At 71.2% G+C, this 24,447-nt stretch carries 22 protein-coding genes and 3 tRNA genes; 10 read left to right on the top strand and 15 right to left on the bottom strand.

The annotated features are described in order from the left end of the window. The first annotated feature begins 3 nt into the window (after positions 1-3). Positions 4-369: a metal-sulfur cluster assembly factor gene (locus tag ACFLIM_RS37775; protein WP_393173261.1), complete on the top strand. Its 366-nt coding sequence runs from the start codon at positions 4-6 to the stop codon at positions 367-369. Continuing rightward, positions 366-1,349: an amidohydrolase family protein gene (locus tag ACFLIM_RS37770; RefSeq protein WP_393173259.1), complete on the top strand. Its 984-nt coding sequence runs from the start codon at positions 366-368 to the stop codon at positions 1,347-1,349. The genes ACFLIM_RS37775 and ACFLIM_RS37770 overlap by 4 nt, the downstream gene beginning before the upstream one ends. Here the strand turns inward: ACFLIM_RS37770 and rodA are convergent. The 7 genes from rodA to ACFLIM_RS37735 all read right to left on the bottom strand — a co-directional run bounded on the left by rodA (position 1,311) and on the right by ACFLIM_RS37735 (position 9,818). Next, complete coding sequence (rodA, locus tag ACFLIM_RS37765; RefSeq protein ID WP_393173257.1) at positions 1,311-2,447, bottom strand: rod shape-determining protein RodA; 1,137 nt, start codon at positions 2,445-2,447, stop codon at positions 1,311-1,313. The two genes, ACFLIM_RS37770 and rodA, sit on opposite strands and share 39 nt — an antisense overlap. After that, positions 2,444-4,297, bottom strand: a complete 1,854-nt coding sequence (gene mrdA, locus ACFLIM_RS37760) for a penicillin-binding protein 2 (protein ID WP_393173255.1) — start codon at positions 4,295-4,297, stop codon at positions 2,444-2,446. Before mrdA ends, rodA begins: the two co-directional genes overlap by 4 nt. Then, a complete protein-coding gene (locus tag ACFLIM_RS37755; RefSeq protein ID WP_393173253.1) occupies positions 4,284-4,751 on the bottom strand; it encodes a rod shape-determining protein MreD in 468 nt (155 codons plus the stop codon). Before ACFLIM_RS37755 ends, mrdA begins: the two co-directional genes overlap by 14 nt. A gap of 4 nt (positions 4,752-4,755) precedes the next feature. Further along, complete coding sequence (mreC, locus tag ACFLIM_RS37750; protein ID WP_393173251.1) at positions 4,756-5,511, bottom strand: rod shape-determining protein MreC; 756 nt, start codon at positions 5,509-5,511, stop codon at positions 4,756-4,758. Further along, complete coding sequence (gene mreB / locus ACFLIM_RS37745) at positions 5,508-6,740, bottom strand: rod shape-determining protein (RefSeq protein ID WP_393173249.1); 1,233 nt, start codon at positions 6,738-6,740, stop codon at positions 5,508-5,510. The genes mreC and mreB overlap by 4 nt, the downstream gene beginning before the upstream one ends. A 99-nt stretch (positions 6,741-6,839) precedes the next feature. Next, entirely contained in the window at positions 6,840-7,271 is a 432-nt protein-coding gene (locus ACFLIM_RS37740; protein ID WP_393173247.1) for a nuclear transport factor 2 family protein, read from the bottom strand. 15 nt (positions 7,272-7,286) lie between these two features. Further along, positions 7,287-9,818 (bottom strand): hypothetical protein, encoded by a 2,532-nt coding sequence (locus tag ACFLIM_RS37735; RefSeq protein WP_393173245.1) that lies wholly within the window; start codon positions 9,816-9,818, stop codon positions 7,287-7,289. 136 nt (positions 9,819-9,954) lie between these two features. Here ACFLIM_RS37735 and ACFLIM_RS37730 point away from each other — a divergent pair, with 136 nt between their 5' ends. Next, complete coding sequence (locus tag ACFLIM_RS37730; RefSeq protein ID WP_393173243.1) at positions 9,955-10,383, top strand: archease; 429 nt, start codon at positions 9,955-9,957, stop codon at positions 10,381-10,383. A 2-nt stretch (positions 10,384-10,385) separates the two neighbouring features. On the opposite strand, the gene ACFLIM_RS37725 is transcribed toward ACFLIM_RS37730, so the two are convergent. Next, complete coding sequence (locus tag ACFLIM_RS37725) at positions 10,386-11,801, bottom strand: RtcB family protein (RefSeq protein ID WP_393173241.1); 1,416 nt, start codon at positions 11,799-11,801, stop codon at positions 10,386-10,388. Positions 11,802-11,803: 2 nt separating this feature from the next. Next, the gene (locus ACFLIM_RS37720; RefSeq protein ID WP_393173239.1) at positions 11,804-12,781 is read right to left on the bottom strand and encodes a ribose-phosphate diphosphokinase; all 978 of its coding nucleotides are present in this window, start codon (positions 12,779-12,781) and stop codon (positions 11,804-11,806) included. Positions 12,782-12,889: 108 nt separating this feature from the next. Here ACFLIM_RS37720 and polX point away from each other — a divergent pair, with 108 nt between their 5' ends. After that, positions 12,890-14,608, top strand: a complete 1,719-nt coding sequence (gene polX / locus ACFLIM_RS37715; RefSeq protein ID WP_393173237.1) for a DNA polymerase/3'-5' exonuclease PolX — start codon at positions 12,890-12,892, stop codon at positions 14,606-14,608. A 150-nt stretch (positions 14,609-14,758) separates the two neighbouring features. Here the strand turns inward: polX and ACFLIM_RS37710 are convergent, their stop codons facing one another. Continuing rightward, a complete protein-coding gene (locus ACFLIM_RS37710; RefSeq protein WP_393173235.1) occupies positions 14,759-15,532 on the bottom strand; it encodes a phytanoyl-CoA dioxygenase family protein in 774 nt (257 codons plus the stop codon). 104 nt (positions 15,533-15,636) lie between these two features. Between ACFLIM_RS37710 and ACFLIM_RS37705 the strand changes: the two genes are divergently transcribed. Continuing rightward, on the top strand, positions 15,637-16,500 hold the full coding sequence (locus ACFLIM_RS37705; RefSeq protein ID WP_393173233.1) for a helix-turn-helix transcriptional regulator: 864 nt from the start codon (positions 15,637-15,639) through the stop codon (positions 16,498-16,500). A 573-nt stretch (positions 16,501-17,073) separates the two neighbouring features. On the opposite strand, the gene ACFLIM_RS37700 is transcribed toward ACFLIM_RS37705, so the two are convergent. From ACFLIM_RS37700 to ACFLIM_RS37680, 5 genes are all read right to left on the bottom strand, one after another. Further along, positions 17,074-17,148, bottom strand: a tRNA-Val gene (locus tag ACFLIM_RS37700). Positions 17,149-17,154: 6 nt separating this feature from the next. Further along, positions 17,155-17,225: transfer RNA gene (locus tag ACFLIM_RS37695), tRNA-Cys, on the bottom strand. A 15-nt stretch (positions 17,226-17,240) separates the two neighbouring features. Beyond that, positions 17,241-17,312, bottom strand: a tRNA-Gly gene (locus ACFLIM_RS37690). A gap of 81 nt (positions 17,313-17,393) precedes the next feature. After that, entirely contained in the window at positions 17,394-18,116 is a 723-nt protein-coding gene (locus ACFLIM_RS37685; protein ID WP_393173231.1) for an SDR family NAD(P)-dependent oxidoreductase, read from the bottom strand. An 11-nt stretch (positions 18,117-18,127) separates the two neighbouring features. Next, positions 18,128-19,327, bottom strand: coding sequence for a hypothetical protein (locus ACFLIM_RS37680; protein WP_393173229.1), 1,200 nt, complete (start codon positions 19,325-19,327; stop codon positions 18,128-18,130). Between the two features lie 111 nt (positions 19,328-19,438). Between ACFLIM_RS37680 and ACFLIM_RS37675 the strand changes: the two genes are divergently transcribed. The 5 genes from ACFLIM_RS37675 (at position 19,439) to ACFLIM_RS37655 (ending at position 24,391) form a co-directional block, all read left to right on the top strand. Further along, on the top strand, positions 19,439-19,990 hold the full coding sequence (locus ACFLIM_RS37675) for a hemerythrin domain-containing protein (protein WP_393173227.1): 552 nt from the start codon (positions 19,439-19,441) through the stop codon (positions 19,988-19,990). Between the two features lie 49 nt (positions 19,991-20,039). Continuing rightward, positions 20,040-20,747 carry an ArsR/SmtB family transcription factor gene (locus ACFLIM_RS37670; RefSeq protein WP_393173225.1) on the top strand — a complete coding sequence of 236 codons (708 nt, stop codon included), beginning with the start codon at positions 20,040-20,042 and terminating at the stop codon, positions 20,745-20,747. A 16-nt stretch (positions 20,748-20,763) separates the two neighbouring features. Next, the gene (gene hutH / locus ACFLIM_RS37665) at positions 20,764-22,314 is read left to right on the top strand and encodes a histidine ammonia-lyase (RefSeq protein ID WP_393173223.1); all 1,551 of its coding nucleotides are present in this window, start codon (positions 20,764-20,766) and stop codon (positions 22,312-22,314) included. A 274-nt stretch (positions 22,315-22,588) separates the two neighbouring features. Next, positions 22,589-23,560, top strand: a complete 972-nt coding sequence (locus ACFLIM_RS37660) for a chorismate-binding protein (RefSeq protein ID WP_393173221.1) — start codon at positions 22,589-22,591, stop codon at positions 23,558-23,560. Next, entirely contained in the window at positions 23,561-24,391 is an 831-nt protein-coding gene (locus ACFLIM_RS37655) for an aminotransferase class IV (protein WP_393173219.1), read from the top strand. Positions 24,392-24,447 lie beyond the last annotated feature (56 nt).

Below are 24,447 nucleotides of genomic sequence, written 5' to 3'. Positions count from 1 at the left end.
GTCATGCCGGAGATACCGCAGTGGGCCAGTCAGGCGCTGTCCGGGGTCTATGACCCGTGCTGCAGGGAGAAGGGCATCTCGGTCGTGGAGATGGGCCTGGTCAGGTCGGTCGAGGTCACCGGGGAGAAGGCCCGGGTGGAGCTGCTGCTGACGTCGGGCTGGTGCCCGTTCGCGGCAAGGGTGCTCACCGAGGTGCGCGACCGGATCCAGGAGCAGCCGGGCATCCGCGAGGCAGAGGTGGAGGTCGTCTGGGACGAGGCGTGGACGGTGGACCGCCTGTCCCCGAGGGCGGCCCGCATGTTGCGCTTCCTGCCCGCCCCCGCGCAGGTGCCCGACAGGGAGGCCTACATCAGGGAGGAACTTCGATGATCGACGACATGTTCGTGTTCGACAGCGTGGCCCACGTGTTCAACTTCGAGGCCAAGAACGCCTACGGCTCCGCGGGCCAGATGTTCTCCAACCACCTGTACGCCTTCCACACCACGCTCACCCCGGAGGGCCAGACCAAGCTGCCGCCCGAGGAGTTCCTGCGGCAGTGGACGATCGACGACATCCGCCGCATGGTCTACGAGGAGTCGGACACGGACATGCTGGTCGCGATGCCGCTGCCGCTGACCGATCTGTACCACGACGGCCTGTCCCCGTGGCAGGAATGCGCCGAGCTGGCCGCCCGCGACCCGGATCGCACGGTGTTCTGGGGCTCGGTCAACCCGCTCGAAGGCCGCAGGGCGCTCGACCTGATGGAACGCCAGGTGGGGGAGTTCAACGCGCGCGCGTTCAAGCTGTACAACGTCCGTTACGACTACGGCTCGCCGTACCCGTGGCGCATGGACGACCCGCGGGTGGCGTTCCCCATCTTCGAGAAGGCCCGCGACCTGGGCGTCAACCTCATCGGCGTGCACAAGGGGGTGCCGCTGGGGCCGCAGCCGATCGAGCACACGCAGACGTGGGACATGGACGGCGCCGCCGCCAACTTCCCCGACATCAACTTCGTCATCTTCCACGTCGGCCTGCCGTTCCTGGACGAGACCTGCTGGCAGCTCATCCGCTACCCCAACCTGTACGCCGACCTGGCGGCCACGATCAACTTCATCGTCCGGGCGCCCAGGATGTTCGCCGAGATCATCGGCAAGCTGCTCTTCTGGTGCGGCGAAGACAAGATCATCTACGGTTCTGAGGCGCCGATCTTCCATCCGCAGTGGGCGCTGAGGGCGTTCAGGGACTTCACGATCCCGCAGGACCTGTGCGACGGGTACGGCTACCCGCAGCTCACCGACCAGGCCAAGCGCAAGATCCTGGGCGAGAACCTGCTACGGCTGCATGGCCTTGGTCCGGTGCACGGCCTGTAGCAGTCCGATCGCCAGCAGCCCGGCGACCGTGGCGGAGCCGCCGTACGACACGAACGGCAGCGGCACCCCCACGATCGGCATGAGTCCCACCGTCATGCCCACGTTCAGGAACGTCTGGAACGCGATCCACGACACCAGCCCGCCGGCCAGCACGGTCCCGTAAGGGGAGTCGCTGTGCCGCGCGATCGCCAGCCCGCGCCACAACAACACGCCCACGGCCAGCACGATGGCCGCGGCGCCGGCGAACCCGAGCTCCTCGCCCGCCACGGTGAAGATGAAGTCGGTGTGCTGCTCGGGTACGAAGTGCCCGGCCGTCTGCTCGCCGTTGAACAGCCCCTTGCCATAGAGGCCGCCCGACCCGATGGCGATGCGCGCCTGGGCGGCGTTGTACCCCACGCCGCCCGGGTCGGAGGCGGGGTTGGCCAGCACGAGCAGCCGTTCGAGCTGGTACGGCTGCACCAGCCCGAGCTTCCACGCCGCCACGCCCGCCCCCACCGCGCCTACCACGAGCACCAGCAACCACCGCTTGGGCGCCCCCGACACCAGCAGCGCCCCCGCGACCATGGCCGCGAACACCAGCATCGTCCCCAGGTCGGGTTGCAGCGCGATCAGCCCGATCGGCACCGCGGCCAGCACCAGTGCCAGCAGCACCCCGCCGAACCCCGGCCGCCGCTGACCGTCCCGCAACTCCCCGAGCGGCACCGCGAACGCCAGCGCCAGCGCCACCTTGGCGAACTCCGACGGCTGGAACTGCACCCCGGGCGCCAGCACGATCCACGAGTGCGCCCCGTTCACCCGCACGCCCAGCGGGCTCAGCACGCCCGCGAGCGAGAGCAGCGCCAGCACGTACGCCAGCGGCACGTACGCCCGCAACACCCGCAGATCGACCCGCGACAGCAGCCACATCAGGACCAGCCCGCCCCCGACGGCCACGGCCTGCCGCACGAGCAGCGAGTAATCGCCCTCCATCCGCGTGGCCGACCACACCAGCAGCAGCCCGACCACGGACAGGGCCAGCGCGAGCAGCGTCAGCACATGGTCGGGCGGGGCCAGCGTCGGCGCCCACACGATCCTGCGTTTCCCGGTGACCGCGATCATCGCCGCTCCCTCAGCGCCAGGATGCCCTCCCAGATGTCGCGGGCCGCGGGCGCCGCGCCCTCCGCGCCCCGGCCGCCCTCGGACAGCACGACGACGACGGTGTAGGCGGGATCGGGGGCGAACGAGGCGAACCAGGAGGTGTCCCGCCGCCCGAACGACTCCGCCGTGCCCGTCTTCCCCGCCACCGCGATCTCGTCGAACGGGAACTTCTTGAACGCCTCCTCCGCGGTCCCCGACCGGGGCACCTGGCTCAGCGCCTGCCTCATGAACCGCAGCGTCTCGGCCGAGGCGGGCAGTTTCCCGGCCACCGGCGGTGTGATCGTCTCGATCGTGCTCCCGTCAGGACGCACGACTCGCAGGCCGACGCGCGGGCTGTGCAGCGTGCCGCCGTTGGCGATGGCCGCGTACGCTCGCGCCAGCTGCAGCGGCGTGACCAGCACGCCGCCCTGCCCAATGGCGAAGTTGGCCGCGTCGCCGCCCCGCCACACGCCGCCGCCCTGGCAGTTCTCCCTGGCGATCGCCTTCAGGTACGCGGCCCGCCCCTGGTCGGCCATCTCCGGGTACCCCTTGACGGCCCGCCGGCAGCTCTCCTTGCGGGTGGCCTGCCACAGGGCCTTCTTCGACTTGGCGTCGGGCACCGCCCCGGCCGCCTCTCCCGGCAGGTCCACCCCGGTGGCCTTACCGAAGCCGAACCCGCGGGCGGTCTTCTGCATGACGTCGGAGCCGCGCTCCCAGAGCTGGTCCGCGAGCCGGTAGAAGATCGTGTCGCACGACTTCACCAGCGCCCCGTGCATGGTCATGAGGCCCAGGTCGGCGCTGGCGAAGTTCCTGAACAGCCGGTTGCCGACCGTGTAGCCGCTCGGGCAGTCATAGGTGGCGCCGAGCCCGTACCCGGCCGTCGCGGCGGCGGCCGTCGAGGTGACCTTCCAGGTGGAGCCGGGCGCCCATTCGCCCTGCACGGCCTGCGACAGCAGCGGCAGCGCCTTGTATTCGCGGGCCGTCACCCCGTCGGTCCACACGGCGGGGTCGTAGGCGGGCCGCCCGGCCAGCGCGACCACGCGGCCGGTCTTGGACTCCATGACCACGGCCGCGCCCGACTTGCCGCCGCTGCTCGACAGCGCCTGACCGAGCGCCTGCTCGGCGATGGTCTGGATGCGGGAGTCGATGCTGGTCACGAGCGTGTTGCCGGGAACGGGCGGGTCCTCGCGGATGGTCCTGGTGACCCGGCCGGTGTTGTCCACGGCCACGTCCCGGCGGCCTACCTCGCCTGCCAGGTCCTTGTCGTACACGCCTTCGAGGCCGTCGCGGCCCTTGGCGCCCTGGACGTACCCGAGGGTGTGCGCGGCCGCCGTGCCGAAGGGGTAGACGCGGACGGGCCGCAGCTCCGTGCGCACGCCGGGGAAGTCCTGCTGCCGCTCGCTGATCTGCAGCGCCGTCGGCACCGTGACCCCCTCGGCGACGGGGATCGGCTCGTACGGCGAGCCCTGCCAGCACGGCTCCGGCACCTGCGGCCCGCACAACCGGACCTTCTCCGCGATCTGCCGGTACGGCTGCTTCAGCACCTTCCCCAGCCGGGTGAGCACCGCCCGGCCACCGTCCGGCTGGTGGGCCAGCGCGACGGCGTCCACGGTGACCACCGGCCTGGTCCTGTTCGTCACCAGGGGACGCCCGGCCACGTCGAGGATCTGCCCCCTGGTGGGCGGCAGCGACACGGTCCTGAGCCGCACGTCGGCCGCCGCCTGGACGTAGTGCGCCCCGCTGACCACCTGCAGCTGCCACAGCCGTCCCACCAGCGTGATCAGCATCGCCGTGACGACCAGCCGCAACACGACCACCCTAGCCCTGGACACGGCGCATCGCCTCCCTGTCAGGCCGCCTGCGCCGCACCACGACGGCCCCCAGCGCCCCGACCACCACCGTCCACCCGAACGCCCAGGGCAGGGCGGCCACCGCGGACGTCCAGTGCTCGTCACCCAGCGCCACCGCGGCGGCGGCCTGCAGCGACGTCCCGAGCGCGGCGCCGGCCGCGCCCACCAGCAGCGGCTTGCCCTCGCGCCACCCGCCCACCAGCAACCCGACCACCGACAACACCAGCGCCGTCCGCCCGACCGTCCCGTCCGCGGGCGGTATCACGTCGGCGGCCAGCCCCGCCACCAGGCCCGCCGCGCATCCCCAGACCGGCCCCCTGGCCAGCGCCAGCCACACCACGGCCAGCGTCACCAGATCAGGCCCGCCCCACGGCGACCGGTTGACCAGCAGCACCTGCAGCAACGGGGCCGCCAGCACCATCAGCACCAGCCCCACGTGCTCACCTCCCAGTCGCGAGGTCCGGCACGATCACGGCGACGAGGTCGAGCGCGGACAGCCGGGCGGCCGGCCGCACCAGCGCCGTGCGGGTGGCCGCGCCGGGCACGCTCTCGATCGCGGTGACCGTGCCGATGGGCACCCCGGCCACGTACGGCCGCGCGCCCGCCGAGCCGAGCGTCACCACCTGGTCCCCGACCTTCAGCGGCGCGTTCGGGTCGAACAGGCTCAGCCGCAGCCCCTCACCCGGCAGTCCCGTCACCACGCCCAGCTCGCCGGAGCCGGCCATGCGCGCGCCCACCGACGAGGCCGCGTCCGTGATCAGGGACACCGAGGCCGTCGCCGGGCCCGCCCAGGTGACCTTGCCCACCAGGCCGTCGGCGTTCAGCACCGTCACGTCCCGCGCGACGCCGTCAGCGGCGCCGGTGTCGATAGTGACGTTCTGGCCCTGGCCGAACCCCACCACGTGCGCCGCCACGCCCCGGTGCTTCCCCGTCGCCACGGCCAGCCGCTCGACCTGGCCCGCCGTGCCCGGCGCGGCCGCCAGCAGATCGGCTTTCAGCTTCGCGTTCTCGCCTTCCAACGCGCGCAGGCGGCCCTCGCCGCCGATCGACCTGGTCACCGTGCCGATCGCGTTCTCGACGGTGCCGTAGACGGTGGAGCCCGCCGCGCGTACGGGGGCCAGCGGCATCAGCGTACGGTCGAACACGATGAGCAGGACACCGGCGGCGAGCACGAGCAGGACGAACGCCCGTTTCACCGCCGTGACCAATCGGGCAGCAGCACGTCGCGCATGGCCTGGAACCGCTCGACGCAGCGGCCCGCACCGAGCGCCACCGAGTAGAGCGGCTTGTCCACGACCCTGATGGGCATGCCGGTGGCCTCGCCCATGCGGTCGGCCAGGCCGCGTAACAGGGCGCCGCCGCCGGTCAGCACGATGCCGTTGTCCAGCAGGTCGCCCGCCAGCTCGGCCGGGCACTGGTCGAGCGTCGTCTGCACGGCGTCGATGATGGACTGCACCTGGTCCTCGATGGCCTCGCTGATCTGCTCGGCGGTGATGGTGGCCGTCTTCGGCAGCCCGCTGACCAGGTCGCGGCCGCGTACGGGGGCCGAGGTGCCCGGGTCGAGCGCGCGCGGCGCGGCGGTCAGCGTCACCCCGTCGGGTTTGGGCCTGGACCGGAACGGGTTCCAGCTGCGCGGCGCGGGCGGCGGCTCCGCCTCCTCGTCCTCGACCGCGATCGGATCGGCGCCGTCCGGTGAGGCGGTGACGCCGACCCGGTGCCGGCCCTTGGGGGAGGGGTCGGCGTCGCGGGCCGTCACGGGCGCGGGCCGCACCATGCCCAGGTCCATCTTCAGCCGCTCGGCCGTACGGTCGCCGAGCAGCAGCGCGTGCTCCTTCTTGGTGTAGGTGATGATCGCCTCGTCCAGCTCGTCGCCGCCGACCCGCAGCGACTTGGCGACCACGACGCCGCTCATGGACACGATGGCGACCTCCGTGGTGCCGCCGCCGATGTCGACGACCATGTTGCCGGTGGCCTCGCCGACCTTCAGCCCGGCGCCGATCGCCGCGGCCATCGGCTCCTCGATGATGTGCACCCGGCGCGCGCCCGCCTCGTAGGCGGCCTCTTTGACCGCCCGCTGCTCAATGGAGGTGGTGCCGCTCGGCACCGCCACGACGATGCGCGGCTTGGCCAGGAACCGGCTCGGATGAGCCTTGTGGATGAACATGCGTAACATCCGCTCCGCCGCGTCCAGATCCGCGATCACGCCGTCCTTGAGCGGCCTGATCGTGGCGATGTGCGGGGGAGTGCGGCCCACCATGCGCTTGGCCGCCTTGCCGACCGCCACGACGGTGTTCTTGTGCAGGTTGATAGCGATGACGGAGGGCTCGTTCAGCACGATGCCCTTCCTGCGGACGTAGACGAGAGTGTTGGCTGTTCCGAGATCGACCGCTATGTCATGACCGAGAAGACCCAATGCGAATGCCATGTAGCGCACAGCCTTTCGACCGGGGGGTGGAGACTGCCCGCATTCGCGCTGCCCTCAGCGATCTGCCACAAACGTATTAAGTCCGTACCCGCCCGCTGGTCAGCGGGCCGTGCGCCAGCTCTGCTCCTCCACCAGCTCCGTGCTGCGCCAGCCGTCCGGGGTGCGCCGCAGGCGGTGGTGGTACCAGCCCCCGCCGTGCAGGAACCCCTCGGTGCCCGCCGCGACCATCTGCCTGGTCGGGGCGAGCGTGTCGGTGAAGGGCGCGCGTACGCTGGCCTCGCCGTCGTGGAAGTCGATCGTGGCGGCCCCGATCAGGTGTAACCGTCCCGGCCAGTGCGAGAGGACGTCGGCCAGCCAGGTCTTGGCCTCGTCCCGGGTGCCCCTGATGCCGCCCGAGGAGCTGTAGTCGATCGTCGCGTCCTCGGTGAACACCTCGTCGAGCAGCTCCCACCGGCCGGAGTCGATGGCGTGGGTGTACCGGGCCAGCAGGTCGGAGATCTCGAGTCGGTCGGCGATTTCCTTGGCGTCCATGCGGTGATCGTCGCCCTAGAAGCGCTCATTGACCAGCAGCCCGGCCAGCCGTTCCGACGGCACCCGTACGGTGAACGGTTCGCAGCCGGCGCAGAAGTAACCCCGGCCGAAGGTGAACTCCACGGCCTTCACGCCCAGGTTGACCAGCAGGAGTTCGTTGTCCACGGTCACGGTCCGCGGGTTCTGGTCGCGCGGCATGAGAGGCCGCAGCGCGTCGGCCAGCCGCCGCCGGCCCGCTGCGGAGAAGGCATCGGGGACGAAGATGTCGCGCGCGGTGAGCGTCCTGCCCGCGACCCGGTCGTAGTTGACCGCGCGCCCGGCCTCGTCCGCCAGCTGGTAGCGCACCGAGATCACCTCGGTGTCGTTGCGCACCACGACGTAGGTGCCGCGTACGTGGGCGGTGGCGTTCTGGTTCGCGCGCAGGTCCCGCAGCGTGTCCTCGACGACCTTCCGGACCGGCGCCATCAGTGCCGCGTTGATCCGCGTCACGTCGCCGTCCTCGGCCCGCGGATAGGACACGTCGATGGTCAGCCGCGGTCGCGTCTCCCGCCAGGTGGCCGGGCTGAGCACGACCTGCTCCCGCGCCGGCGCCCCCCGTACGAGCGGCGCCGCCGCCATGAGCACCAGCACCACACCCCCGTACAGGAGCACCTTCCGCCGCACCGCCACCACCACCCCCGCCACCACGAAGGGCCCGGCGACCAACCCCATCTGCAACCCCGAGGGCCCCAGCGCCGCCAGCCCGCCGGCCACCACGGACAACCCCCACAGGGTCAGCCAGGCGGACAGGCGGCGCTCTTTGACGTTCACCTTCATGAAGGCGAGGAAGACCAGCCCGGCCAGGAGCACGACGTAGAGGGCGACCGCCAGGTTCTCCAGCGCCGGCAGCGCGACCGACAGGGCCGGCAGCGCGCGGAAGAGTTCACCACCCGGCCCCCCGAGGCCGAACCCGTGCAGCGCCCCCGCCACCACGGCCAGCACCAGCGCTCCCGCCGCCGCCCGCGCCGCGATCACCCCGCGCTCCCGCCAGCCCGGAATGTACGGCTTCACCTGCTCCTTCCAGGCCCGGTACCGCTCGGCCAGCTTCCCCCACTTCTCCTCGCCCTCCAGCTCCACGATGCGCGCGAACCTGGTCACCCCGACCTGCGAATGCACGATGAACAACAACGCCGCGAACACCGGCACCACGAACGCGGTGAACGCCGCCGCCTCCTCCGCGGGCGAGCTCCCCAGCAACCGCTCTCCGGTCAGCGCGTAGGCGATCACGCCGCCGACGTTCCAGGCCAGCGCGGCGGCCAGCGCCAGCGCCGCCACCAGCACCAGATAGGACGTCGCCGGTAAGACCCGGACGAGCTGCCCGCGCACCGCGACGTAGACCAGCACCGCCGCCGCCACCCCGAACACCGCCGCCACCGCCCATAACCACACCACGACGGTCCGGCCCAGCACCGGATCGGGCGGCGCGAGGAGTGCGAGCGCGCGCGCCATCACGGGCGTCTCCGCGTCGAACGTCCGCCGCGTCAGCACGGGGAACCGCGACGTGGCGGCCAGGCAGAAGTACGTCAGCGCGACCGCCGCCCCCGCCACCAGCAGGCCCCACCGCCGGTCGGTCCTGACCGGATCGGGCGTGCTGGGAGAGCGCTCCCTCCCCGGGACGACCTGCTGCAACCCGGTGGCCACCAGCGCCAGCAGCAACGGCGGCACCGCCACCTGCGCGGGCTCGGCCACCAGCACCGCCCCGATGTCCCGCAGGTACTCCGCCACCCACGCCAGGCCCCGCGGCTCGGCCAGGAGCAACTCCCGCATCCCGCGGTCGATCGCCACCACGGCCGAGTAGACGACCGGGGCCGCGGACAACGAGATCCACGCCAGCGCGAACGCCCGCCCGGGCCGCCCCTCCACGGGCAACCGCCGCCGCAACACCCCCTCCAGCGAGGTGACCGCGATGGTGGCGAGCACCACGGCCACCTGGTCGAAGTAGCCCAGCGACAGGGGTAACCAGGCGAGCAACGGCTGATCCCTGAGGAACACGCTCCACAGCACCGCCCACCCGGCCGCCAGACCGGGCAGCACCCAGGTGCGGGGGTGGAACGACCGCGTGCCCTTCTTCCGGGGGGTGGCAGGCAGCGCGCGGGTCACGGCCAGCGCCAGCAGCGCGGCGAGCAGGGCCGTCGCCATCCCCCACGAGGCGGCGTACCTGGCGTGCTCCTGGAAGGGCGAGCCCTGCAGCCGCGCCCACATCAGGACGGCGAGCACCCCGGCGGGACCTCCCGCGAGCCCCCAGCAGACGAGCAACCCGACCCGTGACCCGCCGAACCCCGACCACCTGAACACGACATAGGCCCCGCCCGACAGCGCCACGGAGAACGCCGCCAGCGTCGCCGCCGTGCCCACCGCCTGCCCCTGGCCCAGGGCGGGGAAGACGAGCACCCCTGCGAGCGCCCGGCCCAGCAGGAACCCGCCCACGGGCGGAAGGGCGCACAGGCCCGAGACGAGCAGCGTGATGCCCGCGGCCACGAGCAGGAATGTACGGGTCGGTTTCGCCACGCCCCTGCCTCTGCCCTCAGGGGGCCGTCCCGCACTGCGGTGACCCTGAAGTGGCCGGGAGGTGAGCGCCTACGTTTGCCCGGCGGGCGGCGGGTAGGCGAGGTGCACGGAACCGATCCCGTGAAAGGCAGGACTGGTGGGGAGCAGGGGGCACCGGGTGCTGCCGCACACCGCCGACATCGCGGTGGAGGCGTGGGCGGACAGCCGGGAGGAGTGTCTGGCGGAGGCGGTCCAGGCGCTGGTGGAGAGCTTCGCCGACGTCGGCGAAGCGGTGCCCGACGACTGCGTCACGGTGGCCCTGGGCGAGGAGTCCGACGAGGAGCTGCTCGTCTCGGTGCTGGACGAGGTGATCTACCAGGTGGAGGTGTACGGCCGGGTGCCGGTGGACGTGTCGGTCGACGAGCGGACGGGCGCCACCAGGGGGCAGGTGGAGGTCCGGATGGCCACCGTAGGGGTCGAGCGGGCCCGCCAGGTGGGCGCGATGCCGAAGGCGGTCTCCCTGCACGGGCTGCGGTTCCGGCGGATGGAAGGCGCCTGGCGGGCGCACGTCGTCGTGGACGTGTAGCCCTACCCCTTGACCACCCCGACCGGGGTCAGCCTGGCCACGATGCGTGCCAGCCCGGCGTGCGCGCACGCGTCCACCACCGCGTCCAGGTCCTTGTAGGCGCAGGGTGTCTCCTCGGTCAGCCCGCGGGCGGAGGCGCCGCGGACGGCGATGCCGGCCGCCTCCAGCTCGGCCCGCAGCCGCGCCGCCTTGGTGGTCCTGGCCGCCTGATGCCGGCTCAGCCGGCGGCCCGCCCCGTGACAGGCGGAGGCGAACGCCGGCCCGTCGGGCACCCCGGCCAGGACGTACGAGCCGACGCCCATCGACCCGGGGACCAGCACCGGCTGACCCACCGGCCGCAGGTCGTCGGGCAGGTCCGGGTGGCCGGGCGGCAGCGCCAGGGTCGCGCCCTTGCGGTGCACGCAGAGCCGGCTGGACCGGTGCGTCTCGAGCTTGGCCAGATTGTGCGACACGTCGTAGAGGAGGGCCAGCTCGCCGTCGCCGGTGACGCGTTCGAAGGCGCGGCGGGTGGCTTCGGCGAGCAGCTGCCTGTTTGTCCGGCCATAGTTGGCGGCGGCCGCCATCGCCGCCAGGTACGCCTGCCCCTCGGGCGAGGAGACCGGCGCGCAGGCCAGCTGCTTGTCCGGGACGCTGATGCCGTACCGGTGCATGGCGGCCTGCATGGTGCGGACGAAGTCGGTGCAGATCTGGTGCCCGAGCCCGCGCGATCCGGTGTGGATCATGACGCAGACCCGGCCCGGCCACAGCCCGTAGCTGCGCGCGATCGGCTCGTCGTACACCTCGGCGACCGTCTCCACCTCCAGGAAGTGGTTGCCGGAGCCGAGGCTGCCGACCTGCTCCAGCCCACGTTGCCGGGCCCGCGCGCTGACCGCGGCCGGATCGGCGTCGGCGACGGCCCCCCGATCCTCGCAGTGGTCCAGGTCGCCGTCCCGCCCGTGGCCCTGCGCCACCGCGTAGCGCACCCCACCGGTGAGGATCTCCTCCAGCTCGGCGGGCCGGCGCAGCCGCCACACCGCGCCGTGGCGCATGCCCCGGGGAATCGTGACGTCCAGGGCGTCCATCAGCGCGGTCAGGCGCGGCCGCAACCGGTCGATGTGCAAATCGGCCAGCAGCAGCCGGACGCCGCAGGAGATGTCGAAGCCCACGCCGCCTGGCGAGACCACACCGTCGTGGTCGACGTCGGTCGCCGCCACGCCGCCGATCGGGAACCCGTACCCCCAGTGCATGTCCGGCATGGCGTAGGAGGCCTCGACGATGCCCGGCAGGGTGGCCACGTTGACCACCTGGCCCAGCGCCTGTTCCTCCGACAGATCGGGCAGCAACGCCCGGGACGCGAAGACCACGCCGGGCACGCGCATGGCTCCCTGCCGCTCGATCCGCCACCGGTAGGGCGTCTCCTCGACCAGGCCGACACTCATGCTCAGCTCTCGCCCTCGAACAGGCTGGTCACCGAGCCTTCGCGGAACACCTCGCCGATCGCCCGGGCCAGCAGCGGCGCGATGGAGAGCACGATCAGCTTGCCGGAGGGGAAGCACGCCGGGATGGGCAGCGTGTTCGTGATGACCAGCTGGGCCAGGTCGGCCTTCGCCAGCCGCTCGGCGGCGTCGCCGGAGAACACCCCGTGGGTGGCGGCCGCGATGACCTGAGTGGCGCCGCGGCTGGTGAGGGCCTCGGCCGCCCGGACCACGGTGCTGCCGGTGTCGATCATGTCGTCGATGATCACGCAGGTACGGCCGGCCACATCGCCCACCACCTCGTGCACGCTCACCTGGTTGGGGCGCTCGGTGTCCCGGCGCTTGTGGATGATCGCCAGCGGGCAACCGAGCCGGTCGGTCCACCGCTCCGCCACGCGGACCCGCCCGGCGTCCGGCGCCACCACGGTCAGCCGTCTGGTGCCCATGTGCCGGGTGACGTGCTCGGCGAGCAACGGCAGGGCGTGCAGGTGGTCCACGGGGCCGTCGAAGAACCCCTGGATCTGCGCCGTGTGCAGATCGACGGTCATGATCCGGTCGGCGCCGGCGGTGGCGAACAGATCGGCCATCAGCCGGGCGGAGATCGGTTCACGACCGCGGTGCTTCTTGTCCTGGCGGGCGTAGCCGAAGAACGGCGCCACGACGGTGATGCGCCGCGCGGAGGCGCGCTTGAGCGCGTCCACCATGACGAGCTGCTCCATGATCCAGGTGTTGATGGGGCTGGTGTGACACTGGATCACGAACGCGTCCGAGCCGCGGACCGACTCGGCGACCCGGACGTAGATCTCGCCGCTGGCGAAATCACGCAGCTCGGTCGGAGTGATCTCGGTCCGCAGTTCCCGGGCCACCTCGTGGGCGAGATCGGGATACGCGCGTCCGGAGAAGAGCATCAGCTTCTTCTCCCCGGCTTGCTTGATACCCGTCACAATCTCCCCCTTACCGGGCGAGGCCCATGAAAACGGACAAACTCCTCGAACTGGATAGTTACCGGGATTTCGGGATAGGGGAGTCGGGAGGGGAGGCGGCGATGCGAGATGGCACGTACCAACGACGACGTGGCCGCTGTGCTGGAGGAGTACGCCGACCTGCTCGCCATCACCGGTGACGAGGATTTCAAGGTCCGCGTCTACCAGAAGGCGGCCCGCTCCATAGGCGCCCACGGAGACGACATCGCCGGCTATGACGCCGGTGACCTGCAGCAGATTCCCAACGTGGGTGCGAAGATCGCCGCCAAGGTGGCCGAGTACCTGCGCTGCGGCACCATGGCGCAACTGGAGCAGCTGCGCGGCCGCATCCCCGCCGGAGTCCGCGAGCTGACCCGCATCCCGGCGCTGGGTCCCAAACGGGCGATGGCGCTGCACGAGCGCCTGGGCGTGGACTCCCCGGAAAGCCTGGAGTCGGCGATCGTCGCCGGTGCGCTGCACGGCCTGCCGGGGTTCGGCGCCAAGACCGAGGAGAACCTGCTGCACGGCATCTCCCTGCTGCGGGACGCCGGCGGGCGGGTTCATCTGGGCGTGGCCATGCCGCTGGCCGAAGACATCGTCGGAGCCCTCGAGTCGGTACGGGGCTGCCGCAGATGCGGTTACGCCGGGTCGCTGCGCCGCATGAAGGACACCATCGGCGACATCGACGTCCTGGCCACCTCCAACCGGCCGAAGGTACTGATGGACGCCTTCGCCCGCCTCCCTCAGGTGACCGAGGTCGTCGTTCACGGTGACAAGAAGACCTCGCTCCGCACCAGCCAGGGGCTGCAGGTGGACCTGCGGGTGGTGCCGCCGGACGCGTGGGGCGCGGCCATGCAGTACTTCACCGGCGCCAAGGCGCACAACATCCGCACCCGCGAGATCGCCCAGCACCACAAGCTCAAACTGTCGGAATACGGCCTGTTCGACGCCGTCACCGAAGAGAAGATCGTCTCCGCCACCGAGGAGGAGGTCTACCGGCGGCTCGGCCTGCCGTGGATCCCGCCGACGCTGCGCGAGGACACCGGCGAGATCCAGGCCGCGCTGGCCGGCGAGCTGCCCGAACTGGTCACCGAGGCCGACGTGCGCGGCGACCTGCACACCCACACCGACCTCACCGACGGTCACGCGACGATCGAGGACATGGCCGCCGCCGCGGCCGAGCGCGGGTACGCGTACTACGCCGTCACCGACCACGGGCCCAAGCTGTACATGCAGCAGATGACGCTGGAGAAGGCCACCGCGCAACGCGAGCGGCTGCGCCGGCTGGACGGCACGGCGGGGGTGCGGCTGCTGCACGGCGTCGAGCTCAACATCGACCCCGACGGCGAGGTGGACTGGCAGCCCGACGTGCTGGCCGGGTTCGACCTGTGCGTCGCCTCGGTGCACTCCCACTTCGACCTGCCGCGGGCCAAGATGACCAGGCGGCTGGTCCGCGCCGCGCGGAACCCGTACGTCAACATCATCGGCCATCCCAGCGCCCGGCTGATCGGCCGCCGGCCGCCGATCGACGTGGACTGGGACCAGGTCTTCCAGGCGTGCGCGCGCTCGGGGACCGCGCTGGAGATCAACGCCTTCCCCGACCGGCTCGACCTGGCCGCCGACCTCATCCGGCGGGCGCAGCCGTACGGAGTTCGGTTCGCCGTGGACAGCGACGCCCACGCGATCGGCCACCTGGCCAACCTCCGCTACGGCATCGGCACGGCCCAGCGGGGCTGGCTCACGGCGGACGACGTGATCAACACCTGGCCGCTGGACCGGCTCACCGCCTTCCTCCGGAAGAACCGGTAAGGGCCCGGTCACTGGTGCCCGGGTCGCAAGCCGGACAGATCCCGTACGACGACGGTGTTGCGGTCGGAGAGGCTGCTGCCGAGCGAGAACTGCGGCCAGTAGCCCGCGATCTCCTGGCGCAGCGCTCACTCCACTGCCGGGCGACCTGTGTCAGGCCCCGGCGCCGGCGAAGGGCATGTGCTCGCCCGGCACGTAGGTGGGGAACGGCTGGTAGACGTTCACACCACGCTCTCCTCGGAGCAGGAACGCGGAGACGAACGGTTGCTCCTCGCTCGTGATCCGGGTCGAGGTCGGGATGTACCTGATGGTCAGGCCGCAGCGGCGCCGGGGGGAGGTGTTGGCACTGGAGCCGTGCAGGATGTTCGGGTGGTGCACCTCCACGTCGCCGGGCGACAGCACCAGGTCCACGGCCTTCGACTCGTCCACCGTCACCGCGCTCTCCGAGCCGAGCACGTTGTCGATGTCGTCGCGCTGCCGCAGCTCGTGCAGGTCCTGCCGGTGCGACCCGGGGATCACCCGCAGGCAGCCGTTCTCCGGTGTGGCCTCGTCGACGGCCAGCCAGAGCGTGACGACGCGCATCGGCTCCAGCGGCCAGAACGCGCCGTCCTGGTGCCACAGGACCGGCTTGCCGGAGAAGGGCGGCTTGCTGATGTAGTGCGAGGCGAACAGCGCGATGTCCGGGCCGACGAAGAGCTCGGCGATGTCCAGCAGCCGTTCGTCGCTGACCAGGCGGACCCAGAAGGGATCCCCGGCGACCAGCTCGGTGCCCAGGTCCTCGCCGAGCCGGTCGGGGTACCTGGCCTGGAGCCATGCGACGTGGTCGCTCGCTTCGCCGATCAGCTCGCGGTCGAGGACGTTCGGGAAGATCGTGTAGCCGTCGCGGTCGTAGTCCTGGAGAGTGCGGTCGACTTCCGTGGTCACCATGTGCTCCTTTGGGGCCGGCGGGGAATGGGCGTCGATCCGGATTCTTCGTGCTCCGCGCCGTGAGTTACTAGTACTCGCCACTCCATAGCTATTAATTTCCTGACATGCCGACTGTTCTGCGCTGGGTCGATTTCGCGGCGGGCCTGCCGTACCACGCGGCTCTGGTGCCGGTGACCGGCAGTCGTCGTGACCGGCCCGAGCCGCACAGTCACGCGGATTTCCACGAGTTCGTCTTCGTGACCGCGGGGGCGGGCGTGCAGCGGGTCGGCGAGACGGAGATGCCCCTGCGTGCGGGCGACGTGGTCCTGGTACGGCCGCACGACCGGCACGAGTTCGCGAGCACGGCGAATGAGGGGATGCGCTTCGTCAACATCGCCTTCGCGAGCGCGCGCTGGCGGGCCTTCGCCGATCTGGCCGGGCTGGCGGGCACGGTGGACTGGGATCGGCGCGACCTCCCGCTGTTGGCGCGCGCCGATCCGGCCGGGCCGGTCGCGGCGGAGTTCGCCCGCGCGCTGGGGGCCTATTCCGGCGTGCCCAGCGGTCTCGATCTGGTCAGGCTCTGGACGACGGTCATCCCGTTGCTGGAAGGCGCCGATGGCACGCCGGTGGACGAGCGGCCCGGCTGGCTGGTGTCGGCCTGCGTCGCGATGAGCCGCGAGGAGAACCTGCGCGAAGGGCTGCCCAGGCTGCTCGCGATGGCCGCGGTGAGCTCGGGACATCTGGCTCGCTCCATGCGCAGGCACTACGGATGCACCCCGATCGCGTTCGTCGCCAGGCGCAGGCTGGAGCACGCCGCCCTGCTGCTGACCACGACGACGGAGGGCATCGGCAGGATTGCCCAGCGCTGCGGTTTCTCCGGCCAGTCGTACTTCGGCAGGCTCTTTCACGAGAAGTACGGCCTGGCGCCACGCGACTACCGCGAAGCCACCCGGCGCGCGGTGGTTCCGTCGGCCCTGGACACCAGCTAGCGGGGGAGCCTTGGCCGCAACGAGCTGCACGTACCCGAGCACGGCGGCGGTCAGTGCGGCAGACCGCACGCCGCGAGCCCGGCCACGATCGCACCGGGCCACGGTCAGGTGAGCACCATGTTGGTGGCCTTTACGTATTGAATTCGCCGTCAAATCTCTGCGAAATCGGAGAATATGTCCTAGTTCATCATGATTTGGGGTTAACGTCGAAATTGAGGAAGCAATCATCGGGGGGAGGAACGATGGCCGGAATTCATGGCTTCGAGCAAGGAGGGGGCTGTAGACGCCGCCGCTGGGGTCGTCGTCGCTGCCGCCGCCGTAGGCGGTGGTGGGGGAACTGGGGCGGCCCCTGGGGAGATGACTGGGATTGGTGATGGACCAACCCCATGAGAACCGCGGGTTGCGACGGTCTTCGCTCCGCGTTTGATCCTCGCCCGTTGGCTGCGCTCTGCGAAGTCGCCGCGATCCGCCTCTTCCATCGCATCACCCGACAAAGTGCCTTCGGCTGCACCACTGCGGCTGGCCTGTGTGGTTCTGCCGATGCTGGCGCCTAGCCTCTGAGCTGGTGAAACCTGGTGGACGATACTGGGATTGAACCAGTGACCTCTTCCGTGTCAGGGAAGCGCTCTCCCGCTGAGCTAATCGTCCTTGCAGAGGTGGCGACGGGATTCGAACCCGTGTGGACGGCTTTGCAGGCCGCTGCCTCGCCTCTCGGCCACGCCACCGAGCCGGAAGCCCCGAGCGGAAGACGGGATTCGAACCCGCGACCCTCACCTTGGCAAGGTGATGCTCTACCACTGAGCCACTTCCGCCTTCGCCCCGCTCACGCCGGGCGACGAGAGAACTCTAGCGAATCCCGGCCGAGTCCCCAAACTGGATTACACCCGCCCAGGTCACGTGTGGCCGCCGTTGACGGTGATGCGCTCCCCGGTGACGAACGCGCCCCCGTCCGAGGCGAGGAACGACACCGCGGCCGCCACGTCCTCCGGCGTGCCCATGCGGCCCAGCGGTATCTCCGCGAGATAGCCGCTCTCGTCGAGGCCCGTGTGCCGCTCCACCGGGATCCAGCCGGGGGCGACGACGTTGACCGTGACGCCGTACGGGCCCAGCTCCCGCGCCAGCACCTGCGCCAGGGCGTGCTGGGCGCCCTTGGCCGCGACATAGGCGGACATGCCGGGGAGTTTGCGGTCCACGATGTCGGAGCCGATCTGGATGACGCGGCCGCCGCGCCGTTCCTTCATGCCCGGCAGCACCGCCTGCGCGAGCAGCGTCGGGCTCTTGACGAAGAAGCGGAGCTGGTCGAGGTGGGCCTCCCAGGTGAGGTCCTCGAACGGGATGGACGGCTGAGGTCCCGTCGCGTTGGCCACCAGCACCTCCACCGGCCCCAGCCGGTCGGTGACGGCGGCCACCAGGCCGGCCACATCGGACTCGTCCGTGACATCGGCGGCGAACGACTCGGCGGTCCCGCCCGCGGCGCGGATGTCGTCCACCACCTGCTCGGCGCCGGCGGCCTCGGAGTGGTAGTTGACGGCGACGGCCAGGCCGTCGGCTGCCAGCCTGCGCGCGATCACGGCTCCGAGGCCGCGCGACGCGCCGGTCACGAGGGCGACTGTCATGCCCCAAGACTCTAGCGACCGAGTCGCAGCCCCGCCGGGTGCGGTCCTTCCGTCTCCAGGCGGTACTCCTGGCCGGAGACGGTGCGGTTGTCGTCGATGACCTGCTCCGACGGCGCCTTCTCGCCGCCCATGACCACCTCCCGCATCCTCGAGAACCGCTCATGGGCCTCCCACACGTACCCGGTGCCCAGGGTGGTGCAGTCGATCTGGGTGGCGAGCAGATCCCGTACGTACGCCTTGTTCGGCTCGAACGTCACCGGCGGCGGCAGCGCCGGAGCGAGCACCTGGTCGGGATCGCGCCCGTCGAACCGCCTGAACAGCTCCGCCGCCAGCCGCAGATGTTCCAGCTCCATGCTGAGATGCAGCTCCCAGACGTTCCGCACCCTGGGATCGCACTCGGTCTCCACGAACGAGTGGTACAGGTAGCACTCGTTGTACTCGTGGTTGAGCAACCGCTCCCAAGGGCTCTCGCCCGGGTCCACGAGCGACTCGTAGTGGGTGACGTGCTCTTCCTCGATCTGCGCGATCTCCTGGTAGAGCTGGCGCGCGATGGGCTCCATGTACATGGGGCCGGCGTTCAGGTAGAAGTTCATGGTCTGCTGCTCCGCCGACAGGACGGTGAGCGCGTGCAGCTTGGACAGCGGCTCCGTCGCGTTCTTGTCGTACGGCGCCCGCACGTCGTCCATCGCATCCCGATGCTGCAGGTACGAAGGCCGCCCCGGCATCACCTCGGTCAACTGGCCGACGAGCCTGCCGGCCGGGCGGTGCTCGATCATCTCGTACAGGTTCGCGTACCGGTAGAGATGGTCGAAGTGCTCCAGCAGCCCGAACTGGTAGGCCTGCCTCAGGTACGGGTCCGGCTCCATTCTGGCCACCCACGCCGTCAGGTCCACGGCCGCCTGCTCGTAGGCGATCGTCGTCTCCAGCACCGACGCCACCCCCGGCAGCAGCCAGTTGACCGCCTTCTGCTGCTGTGCCTCGATGTAGCGCACCCGGGCGAGCTGCTGCCTGATCTCCAGGTCGGGGCAGTGCCGGGCGAGCTGGTGGCTGAACGTGATCGCCTCCACCTCGATGCCGTTCATCGTGATGATCCGGCACCTGGTGTAGGGATCGGCGTGGTCGGGGTCGATGGGCGTGACGTTCAGCTCGCGCCAGTTCCGCAACTGCTCGTCCAGCGGGATACCCCGCTCCTGGAGTGGGTCGAAGGCCATGTCGCCGCCCGTACCCGCGCCCCGGTCCGGCAACCTCCGCGTTGGGTGCTCGAACGGCCCGCGTTCGGTAAGGGAGCGCGTGCCCGCCATAGTCCCGGGTAGGGCTCTGACGTGGGTGAACACGATGTGATCGATTTGCTGGTGAGCCAGCACAGCCGGATCAGGGACCTGTTCGACGAGGTGGAGCAGGCGCCGCCGGACAAGGTCGGGGAGGCGTTCGGCCGGTTGACGCGGATGTTGTGCGTGCATGAGACGGCCGAGGAGGAGATCGTCCATCCGTACGCGCGCCGGAAGCTCGACAACGGCCAGGGCGTGGTCGCCGACCGGCTCACCGAGGAGAACCGCGCCAAGCGCCTCCTCCTGGAGCTCCACCAGGCCGGGGTGGACGACCCGAGGTTCTGGGACCGCCTGGCCGAGCTGCGCGCCGCCGTGACGGCGCACGCGCGCAGCGAGGAACGGTACGAGTTCGCCAGGCTCCGCGCGAGCACCTCCGCGGTCGAGCGCCGGGCGATGGCGGCGGCGGTGAAGGCGGCCGAGGTCATCGCGCCCACCCGCCCCCATCCCGGTACGGAGTCCGCCGCCAGGAACGTGCTGATGGGCACCCCGATGGCGGTGATGGACCGGGCCCGCGAGGCGATCCGCAAGGCCCTGGGCAAGCATTGACGGAACCTTTCGATGCCGGGCGAAATGTCGGCGTACTACCGTCGAAAACATGGAGTACATCGCTCGTGACGCCGACATAGCCCCCGTCGCCGCGCTCATCGCGGACCCCACCAGGGCGGCCATGCTCACGGCCCTGCTCGGCGGCCGGGCCCTGGCGGCGGGCGAGCTGGCCCGGATCTCGGGGGTGAGCGCCGCCACCGCGAGCGCCCACCTGGCCAGGCTGCTCGAAGGCCGGCTGGTCGACGTCGTGCGCCAGGGCCGCCACCGCTACTACCGCCTGGCCGGGCACGAGGTGGCCGAGGTGCTGGAGGTGCTGGCCGGGGTCAGCGCCCGCCCGCCCGTACGATCCCTGCGCCAGTCCAGGCAGGCCAGGCTGCTGGAGGAGGCGCGCACCTGCTACGACCACCTCGCGGGGCGCGCCGGGGTGGGGCTGCTCGACCGGCTCAGGGAGGGCGGCTACTACGAGGCGCAGGAGCTCACGGGCGCGGGGGAGCGGCTGCTGACCGGGCTCGGCGTGGACGTGGCGGGTGCGCGCCGGGCCAGGAGGAGGTTCGCGCCCGAGTGCCTGGACTGGACCGAGCGCAGGTCGCACCTCGGCGGCGCGCTGGGGGCGGCGATCACCGAGGTGCTGTTCGAGCGGGGGTGGTACCGGCGCGGAACGGTTCCCAGGGCGGTGGTGCTCACCGACGAGGGCAGGAAGGGGCTGTCGGAGTTGTTGCCAAGTAAGGAGCTAACATCACATACGCCGGTTACCTAGCAGCGAGAGAGACATCATGCGCGACAACGGAGTCGTGAACGTCGGTCCTGAGCCCCTGACCTTCGACGACGTCATCAGGGTGGCCCGCCACGGCGCCCCCGTACAGCTCACCGACGACGCGATGGCCGCCATATCGGCGGCCCGCCAGCGGGTGGACGAGCTGGCCGAGAGCCCGACGCCCGCGTACGGCATCTCCACCGGGTTCGGGGCGCTGGCCACGCGGCACATCGACCCGGCGCTGCGCACCCAGCTCCAGCGCTCCCTGGTACGGTCCCACGCGGCGGGCAACGGACCCGAGGTCGAGACCGAGGTCGTGCGCGCGCTCATGCTGCTGCGCCTGCACACGCTGGCCACCGGCCACACCGGCATCAGACCCACCACGGCCAAGACCCTGGCCGCCCTGATCAGCGCGGGGATCACGCCCATCGTGCACGAGTACGGCAGCCTCGGCTGCTCCGGCGACCTGGCCCCGCTGGCGCACGTCGCGCTCACGCTCATGGGCGAGGGCGTCGTACGGGATAAATCCGGAAATATCCAGTCGGCCGCTGAGGCGCTCAAGCAGGCCGGGATCGACCCCGTCGAGCTGGCCGCCAAGGAGGGCCTGGCACTCATCAACGGCACGGACGGCATGCTCGGCATGCTCATCCTCGCCATCGACGATCTCACCAGACTCGTCAGGACCGCCGATGTCAGCGCCGCGATGAGCGTGGAGGCGCTGCTGGGCACCGACCGGGTGTTCGCCCCCGAGCTGCAGGCGCTGCGGCCGCACCCGGGCCAGGCGCTAGCAGCCGCCAATATGACGAAAATTCTGCAAAATTCCGGCATCATGGCCAGCCACCGCGACCCGGAGGCGTGCACCCGCGTCCAGGACGCCTACTCCCTGCGCTGCGCCCCCCAGGTCGCCGGCGCCGCCCGCGACACGATCGCGCACGCCGCCACCGTGGCCGGCTGGGAGCTGGCCAGCGCCATCGACAACCCCGCCGTGCTGGCCGACGGCCGCGTCGAGTCCAACGGCAACTTCCACGGCGCCCCCATCGGGTACGTGCTGGACTTCCTCGCCGTCGTGGCCGCCGACCTGGCCTCGATGTCCGAACGTCGTACCGACCGCTTCCTGGACGTGGCCCGAAACCACGGACTGCCCGCGTTCCTGGCCGACGACCCCGGCGTGGACTCCGGCCACATGATCGCCCAGTACACCCAGGCGGCCATCGTCTCCGAGCTGAAGCGGCTGGCCGTGCCCGCCAGCGTGGACTCCATCCCCAGCTCGGCCATGCAGGAGGACCACGTGTCCATGGGCTGGTCGGCGGCACGCAAGCTGCGCAGGTCCGTGGACGGGCTGACCAGGGTGCTGGCGATCGAGGTGCTCACCGCCGCCCGCGCGCTCGACCTGCGCGCCCCGCTGGAGCCCGCGCCCGCGACGGCGGCCGTGGTCAGGGCGCTGCGCGAGACCGTGCCCGTCCCTGGGCCCGACCGCTTCCTGGCGCCGGAGATCGACTCCGCGGTCCGCCTGGTGGCCGACGGCGGCGTGGTGACGGCGGCGGAGTCGATCACGGGCTCACTGGCCTAAGCGGGCAGCGCGACGATCAGGCCTCGCGGGACCCCCGCCGACATGCTCGTCGATGGCCGTCAGGTCGCGCTCGCCCAGCCCGGCCGCCCGCGCCTCCTGCAGTCCGCCCCGGTGGCCCGATCATCGAGGGGGCCAGGGAGGCGCCCTCCCAGGCGGCCAGCTCCAGGTCCTCGGCCGCGGCCCTGCCCGAGTCGCCGCTGCCCGCCGCGCTGGAGCTCGTTGAGATGCTGGGAGAATGGGATGTGTGTACGACGGTTTCGCCCACTTAGGGAACATGCTCGCGACCGGCCTGCGTGACGTCACCACCGATCTGGCCGCGCTCGACGGCGAGGGCTGGTGGGCGGTGGTCGTCGACTACGAGGGCAAGGTGACGTGCGCCCGGTTCGACCGGGTGCGCCAGGCGCCCCTGCCCGCACCGGCGGGTCCGTGGCACGGGCCGCGCCCGGACCAGTGGCGCAGTTCGCTCGAGCGGGCCGCCTACGAACGCGGCGTGCGCACGATCCGCGACTACATCGAGCAGGGCGAGGTCTACCAGGCGAACCTTTGCCGGATTTTGACCGCCCCCGTCCCGCACGACGCGCACCCGCTCGCCCTGGCGGCCAGGCTCGCGAAGGGTAATCCCGCACCTTACGCGTCCGTCATCCAGGTGCCCGGGCTGAGCGTGGTGTCGGCCTCGCCGGAGCTCTACCTGTCGCGCGACGGCGACGTCGTGGAGTCCAGGCCCATCAAGGGCACCGGCGTGACGGCGGACGACCTGCTGGAGAAGGACTACGCCGAGAACGTCATGATCGTCGACCTGGTCCGCAACGACCTCGGCAGGGTCGCGGCCGTCGGCTCGGTCGAGGTGCCGTCGTTGTGCGCGATCGAGGAGCACCCCGGGCTCGTCCACCTCGTCTCCACCGTCCGGGCCAGATTGGCGCCGGGGACGGGCTGGCCGGAGCTGTTCGCGGCGACGTTCCCGCCCGGATCTGTCACGGGCGCGCCCAAATCATCGGCGCTGCGGATCATCAATGAGCTCGAACCAGCACCTCGGGGGCCGTACTGTGGGGCTGTGGGCTGGGTCGACGCCGACCGAGGCAGGGCGGCGCTGGCCGTGGGCATCAGGACATTCTGGATCTCAGCAGGCGAGATCCGGTTCGGCACGGGAGCGGGCATCACCTGGGGCAGCGACCCCGGGCGCGAATGGCTCGAGACCGAGCTCAAGGCAGCCAGGCTCATAGCGCTGGCATCCACAGGAGGAATCTGAATGAACATCCCTGTCTGGGTCAATGGAGAGCTGCTCGACCCCGCGCAGGCCACCGTCTCGGTGTTCGACCACGGGCTGATGGTCGGCGACGGCGTCTTCGAGACCATCAAGATCGTGAACGGCGAGTCGTTCGCGCTCACCAGGCACCTCGACCGGCTCACGCTCTCGGCCCAGCGCATGGACCTGCCCGAGCCCGACGTCGAGGCCATCGCCGACGGCATCGCCAGGTGCCTGGCGGCCGCGCCCAAGTGGACGCTCGGCCGCATCCGCGTCACCTACACCAGCGGCCCGGGCCCGCTCGGCTCCGACCGCGGCGATCAGGGCAGCACCTCCGTGGTCATCGTGGACGAGCAGCAGCCGTTCCCCGGCACCGCCAACGTCGCCGTCGTCCCCTGGCCCCGCAACGAGCGCGGCGCCCTGGCCGGCGTCAAAAGCACCTCGTACGGCGACAACGCCAAGGCCCTGCTGCACGCCAAGAGGCGCGGCGGCGGCGAGGCCATCTTCGGCAACCTCGCGGGCAACCTGTGTGAGGGCACCGGCTCCAACATCTTCATCGTCCGCGACGGCCGCCTGCTCACCCCCACCCTGGAGTCCGGCTGCCTGGCCGGGGTCACCAGGGCGCTGGTGCTCGAATGGTGCGGCGGCGAGGAGACCGACGTGCCGCTGTCGGCGCTCTACGAGGCCGAGGAGGCGTTCCTGACCTCCACCACCCGCGACATCCAGCCGATCAGGCTGGTCGACGAGACCGAGCTGCCGGTCGCGCCCGGGCCGATCACCACCAAGGCCATGCGGGTCTTCGCCGAACGCTCCGCCACCGACCTCAACCCGTGATCTTTCTTCGGCCCCGTCCCGGCGGCGGGGCCGCGGCTTTTCCGGTCTGACTGGCG

The organism is Nonomuraea marmarensis (genome assembly GCF_043197025.1).
GTDB lineage: Bacteria > Actinomycetota > Actinomycetes > Streptosporangiales > Streptosporangiaceae > Nonomuraea > Nonomuraea marmarensis.
Note: the sequence above shows the minus strand (reverse complement) of the source record. Positions and strands in the feature narration are given on the sequence as shown.

What these genes read in the sequence shown, in the direction of transcription:
- ACFLIM_RS37775 (WP_393173261.1), top strand. Translation starts at nt 4, where the DNA reads ATGCCGGAGATACCGCAGTGGGCCAGTCAGGCGCTGTCCGGGGTCTAT.
- ACFLIM_RS37770 (WP_393173259.1), top strand. Translation starts at nt 366, where the DNA reads ATGATCGACGACATGTTCGTGTTCGACAGCGTGGCCCACGTGTTCAAC.
- rodA (WP_393173257.1), bottom strand. Translation starts at nt 2,447, where the DNA reads ATGATCGCGGTCACCGGGAAACGCAGGATCGTGTGGGCGCCGACGCTG.
- mreB (WP_393173249.1), bottom strand. Translation starts at nt 6,740, where the DNA reads ATGGCATTCGCATTGGGTCTTCTCGGTCATGACATAGCGGTCGATCTC.
- ACFLIM_RS37740 (WP_393173247.1), bottom strand. Translation starts at nt 7,271, where the DNA reads ATGGACGCCAAGGAAATCGCCGACCGACTCGAGATCTCCGACCTGCTG.
- ACFLIM_RS37725 (WP_393173241.1), bottom strand. Translation starts at nt 11,801, where the DNA reads ATGAGTGTCGGCCTGGTCGAGGAGACGCCCTACCGGTGGCGGATCGAG.
- polX (WP_393173237.1), top strand. Translation starts at nt 12,890, where the DNA reads ATGGCACGTACCAACGACGACGTGGCCGCTGTGCTGGAGGAGTACGCC.
- ACFLIM_RS37710 (WP_393173235.1), bottom strand. Translation starts at nt 15,532, where the DNA reads ATGGTGACCACGGAAGTCGACCGCACTCTCCAGGACTACGACCGCGAC.
- ACFLIM_RS37705 (WP_393173233.1), top strand. Translation starts at nt 15,637, where the DNA reads ATGCCGACTGTTCTGCGCTGGGTCGATTTCGCGGCGGGCCTGCCGTAC.
- ACFLIM_RS37685 (WP_393173231.1), bottom strand. Translation starts at nt 18,116, where the DNA reads ATGACAGTCGCCCTCGTGACCGGCGCGTCGCGCGGCCTCGGAGCCGTG.
- ACFLIM_RS37680 (WP_393173229.1), bottom strand. Translation starts at nt 19,327, where the DNA reads ATGGCCTTCGACCCACTCCAGGAGCGGGGTATCCCGCTGGACGAGCAG.
- ACFLIM_RS37670 (WP_393173225.1), top strand. Translation starts at nt 20,040, where the DNA reads ATGGAGTACATCGCTCGTGACGCCGACATAGCCCCCGTCGCCGCGCTC.
- hutH (WP_393173223.1), top strand. Translation starts at nt 20,764, where the DNA reads ATGCGCGACAACGGAGTCGTGAACGTCGGTCCTGAGCCCCTGACCTTC.
- ACFLIM_RS37660 (WP_393173221.1), top strand. Translation starts at nt 22,589, where the DNA reads ATGCTCGCGACCGGCCTGCGTGACGTCACCACCGATCTGGCCGCGCTC.
- ACFLIM_RS37655 (WP_393173219.1), top strand. Translation starts at nt 23,561, where the DNA reads ATGAACATCCCTGTCTGGGTCAATGGAGAGCTGCTCGACCCCGCGCAG.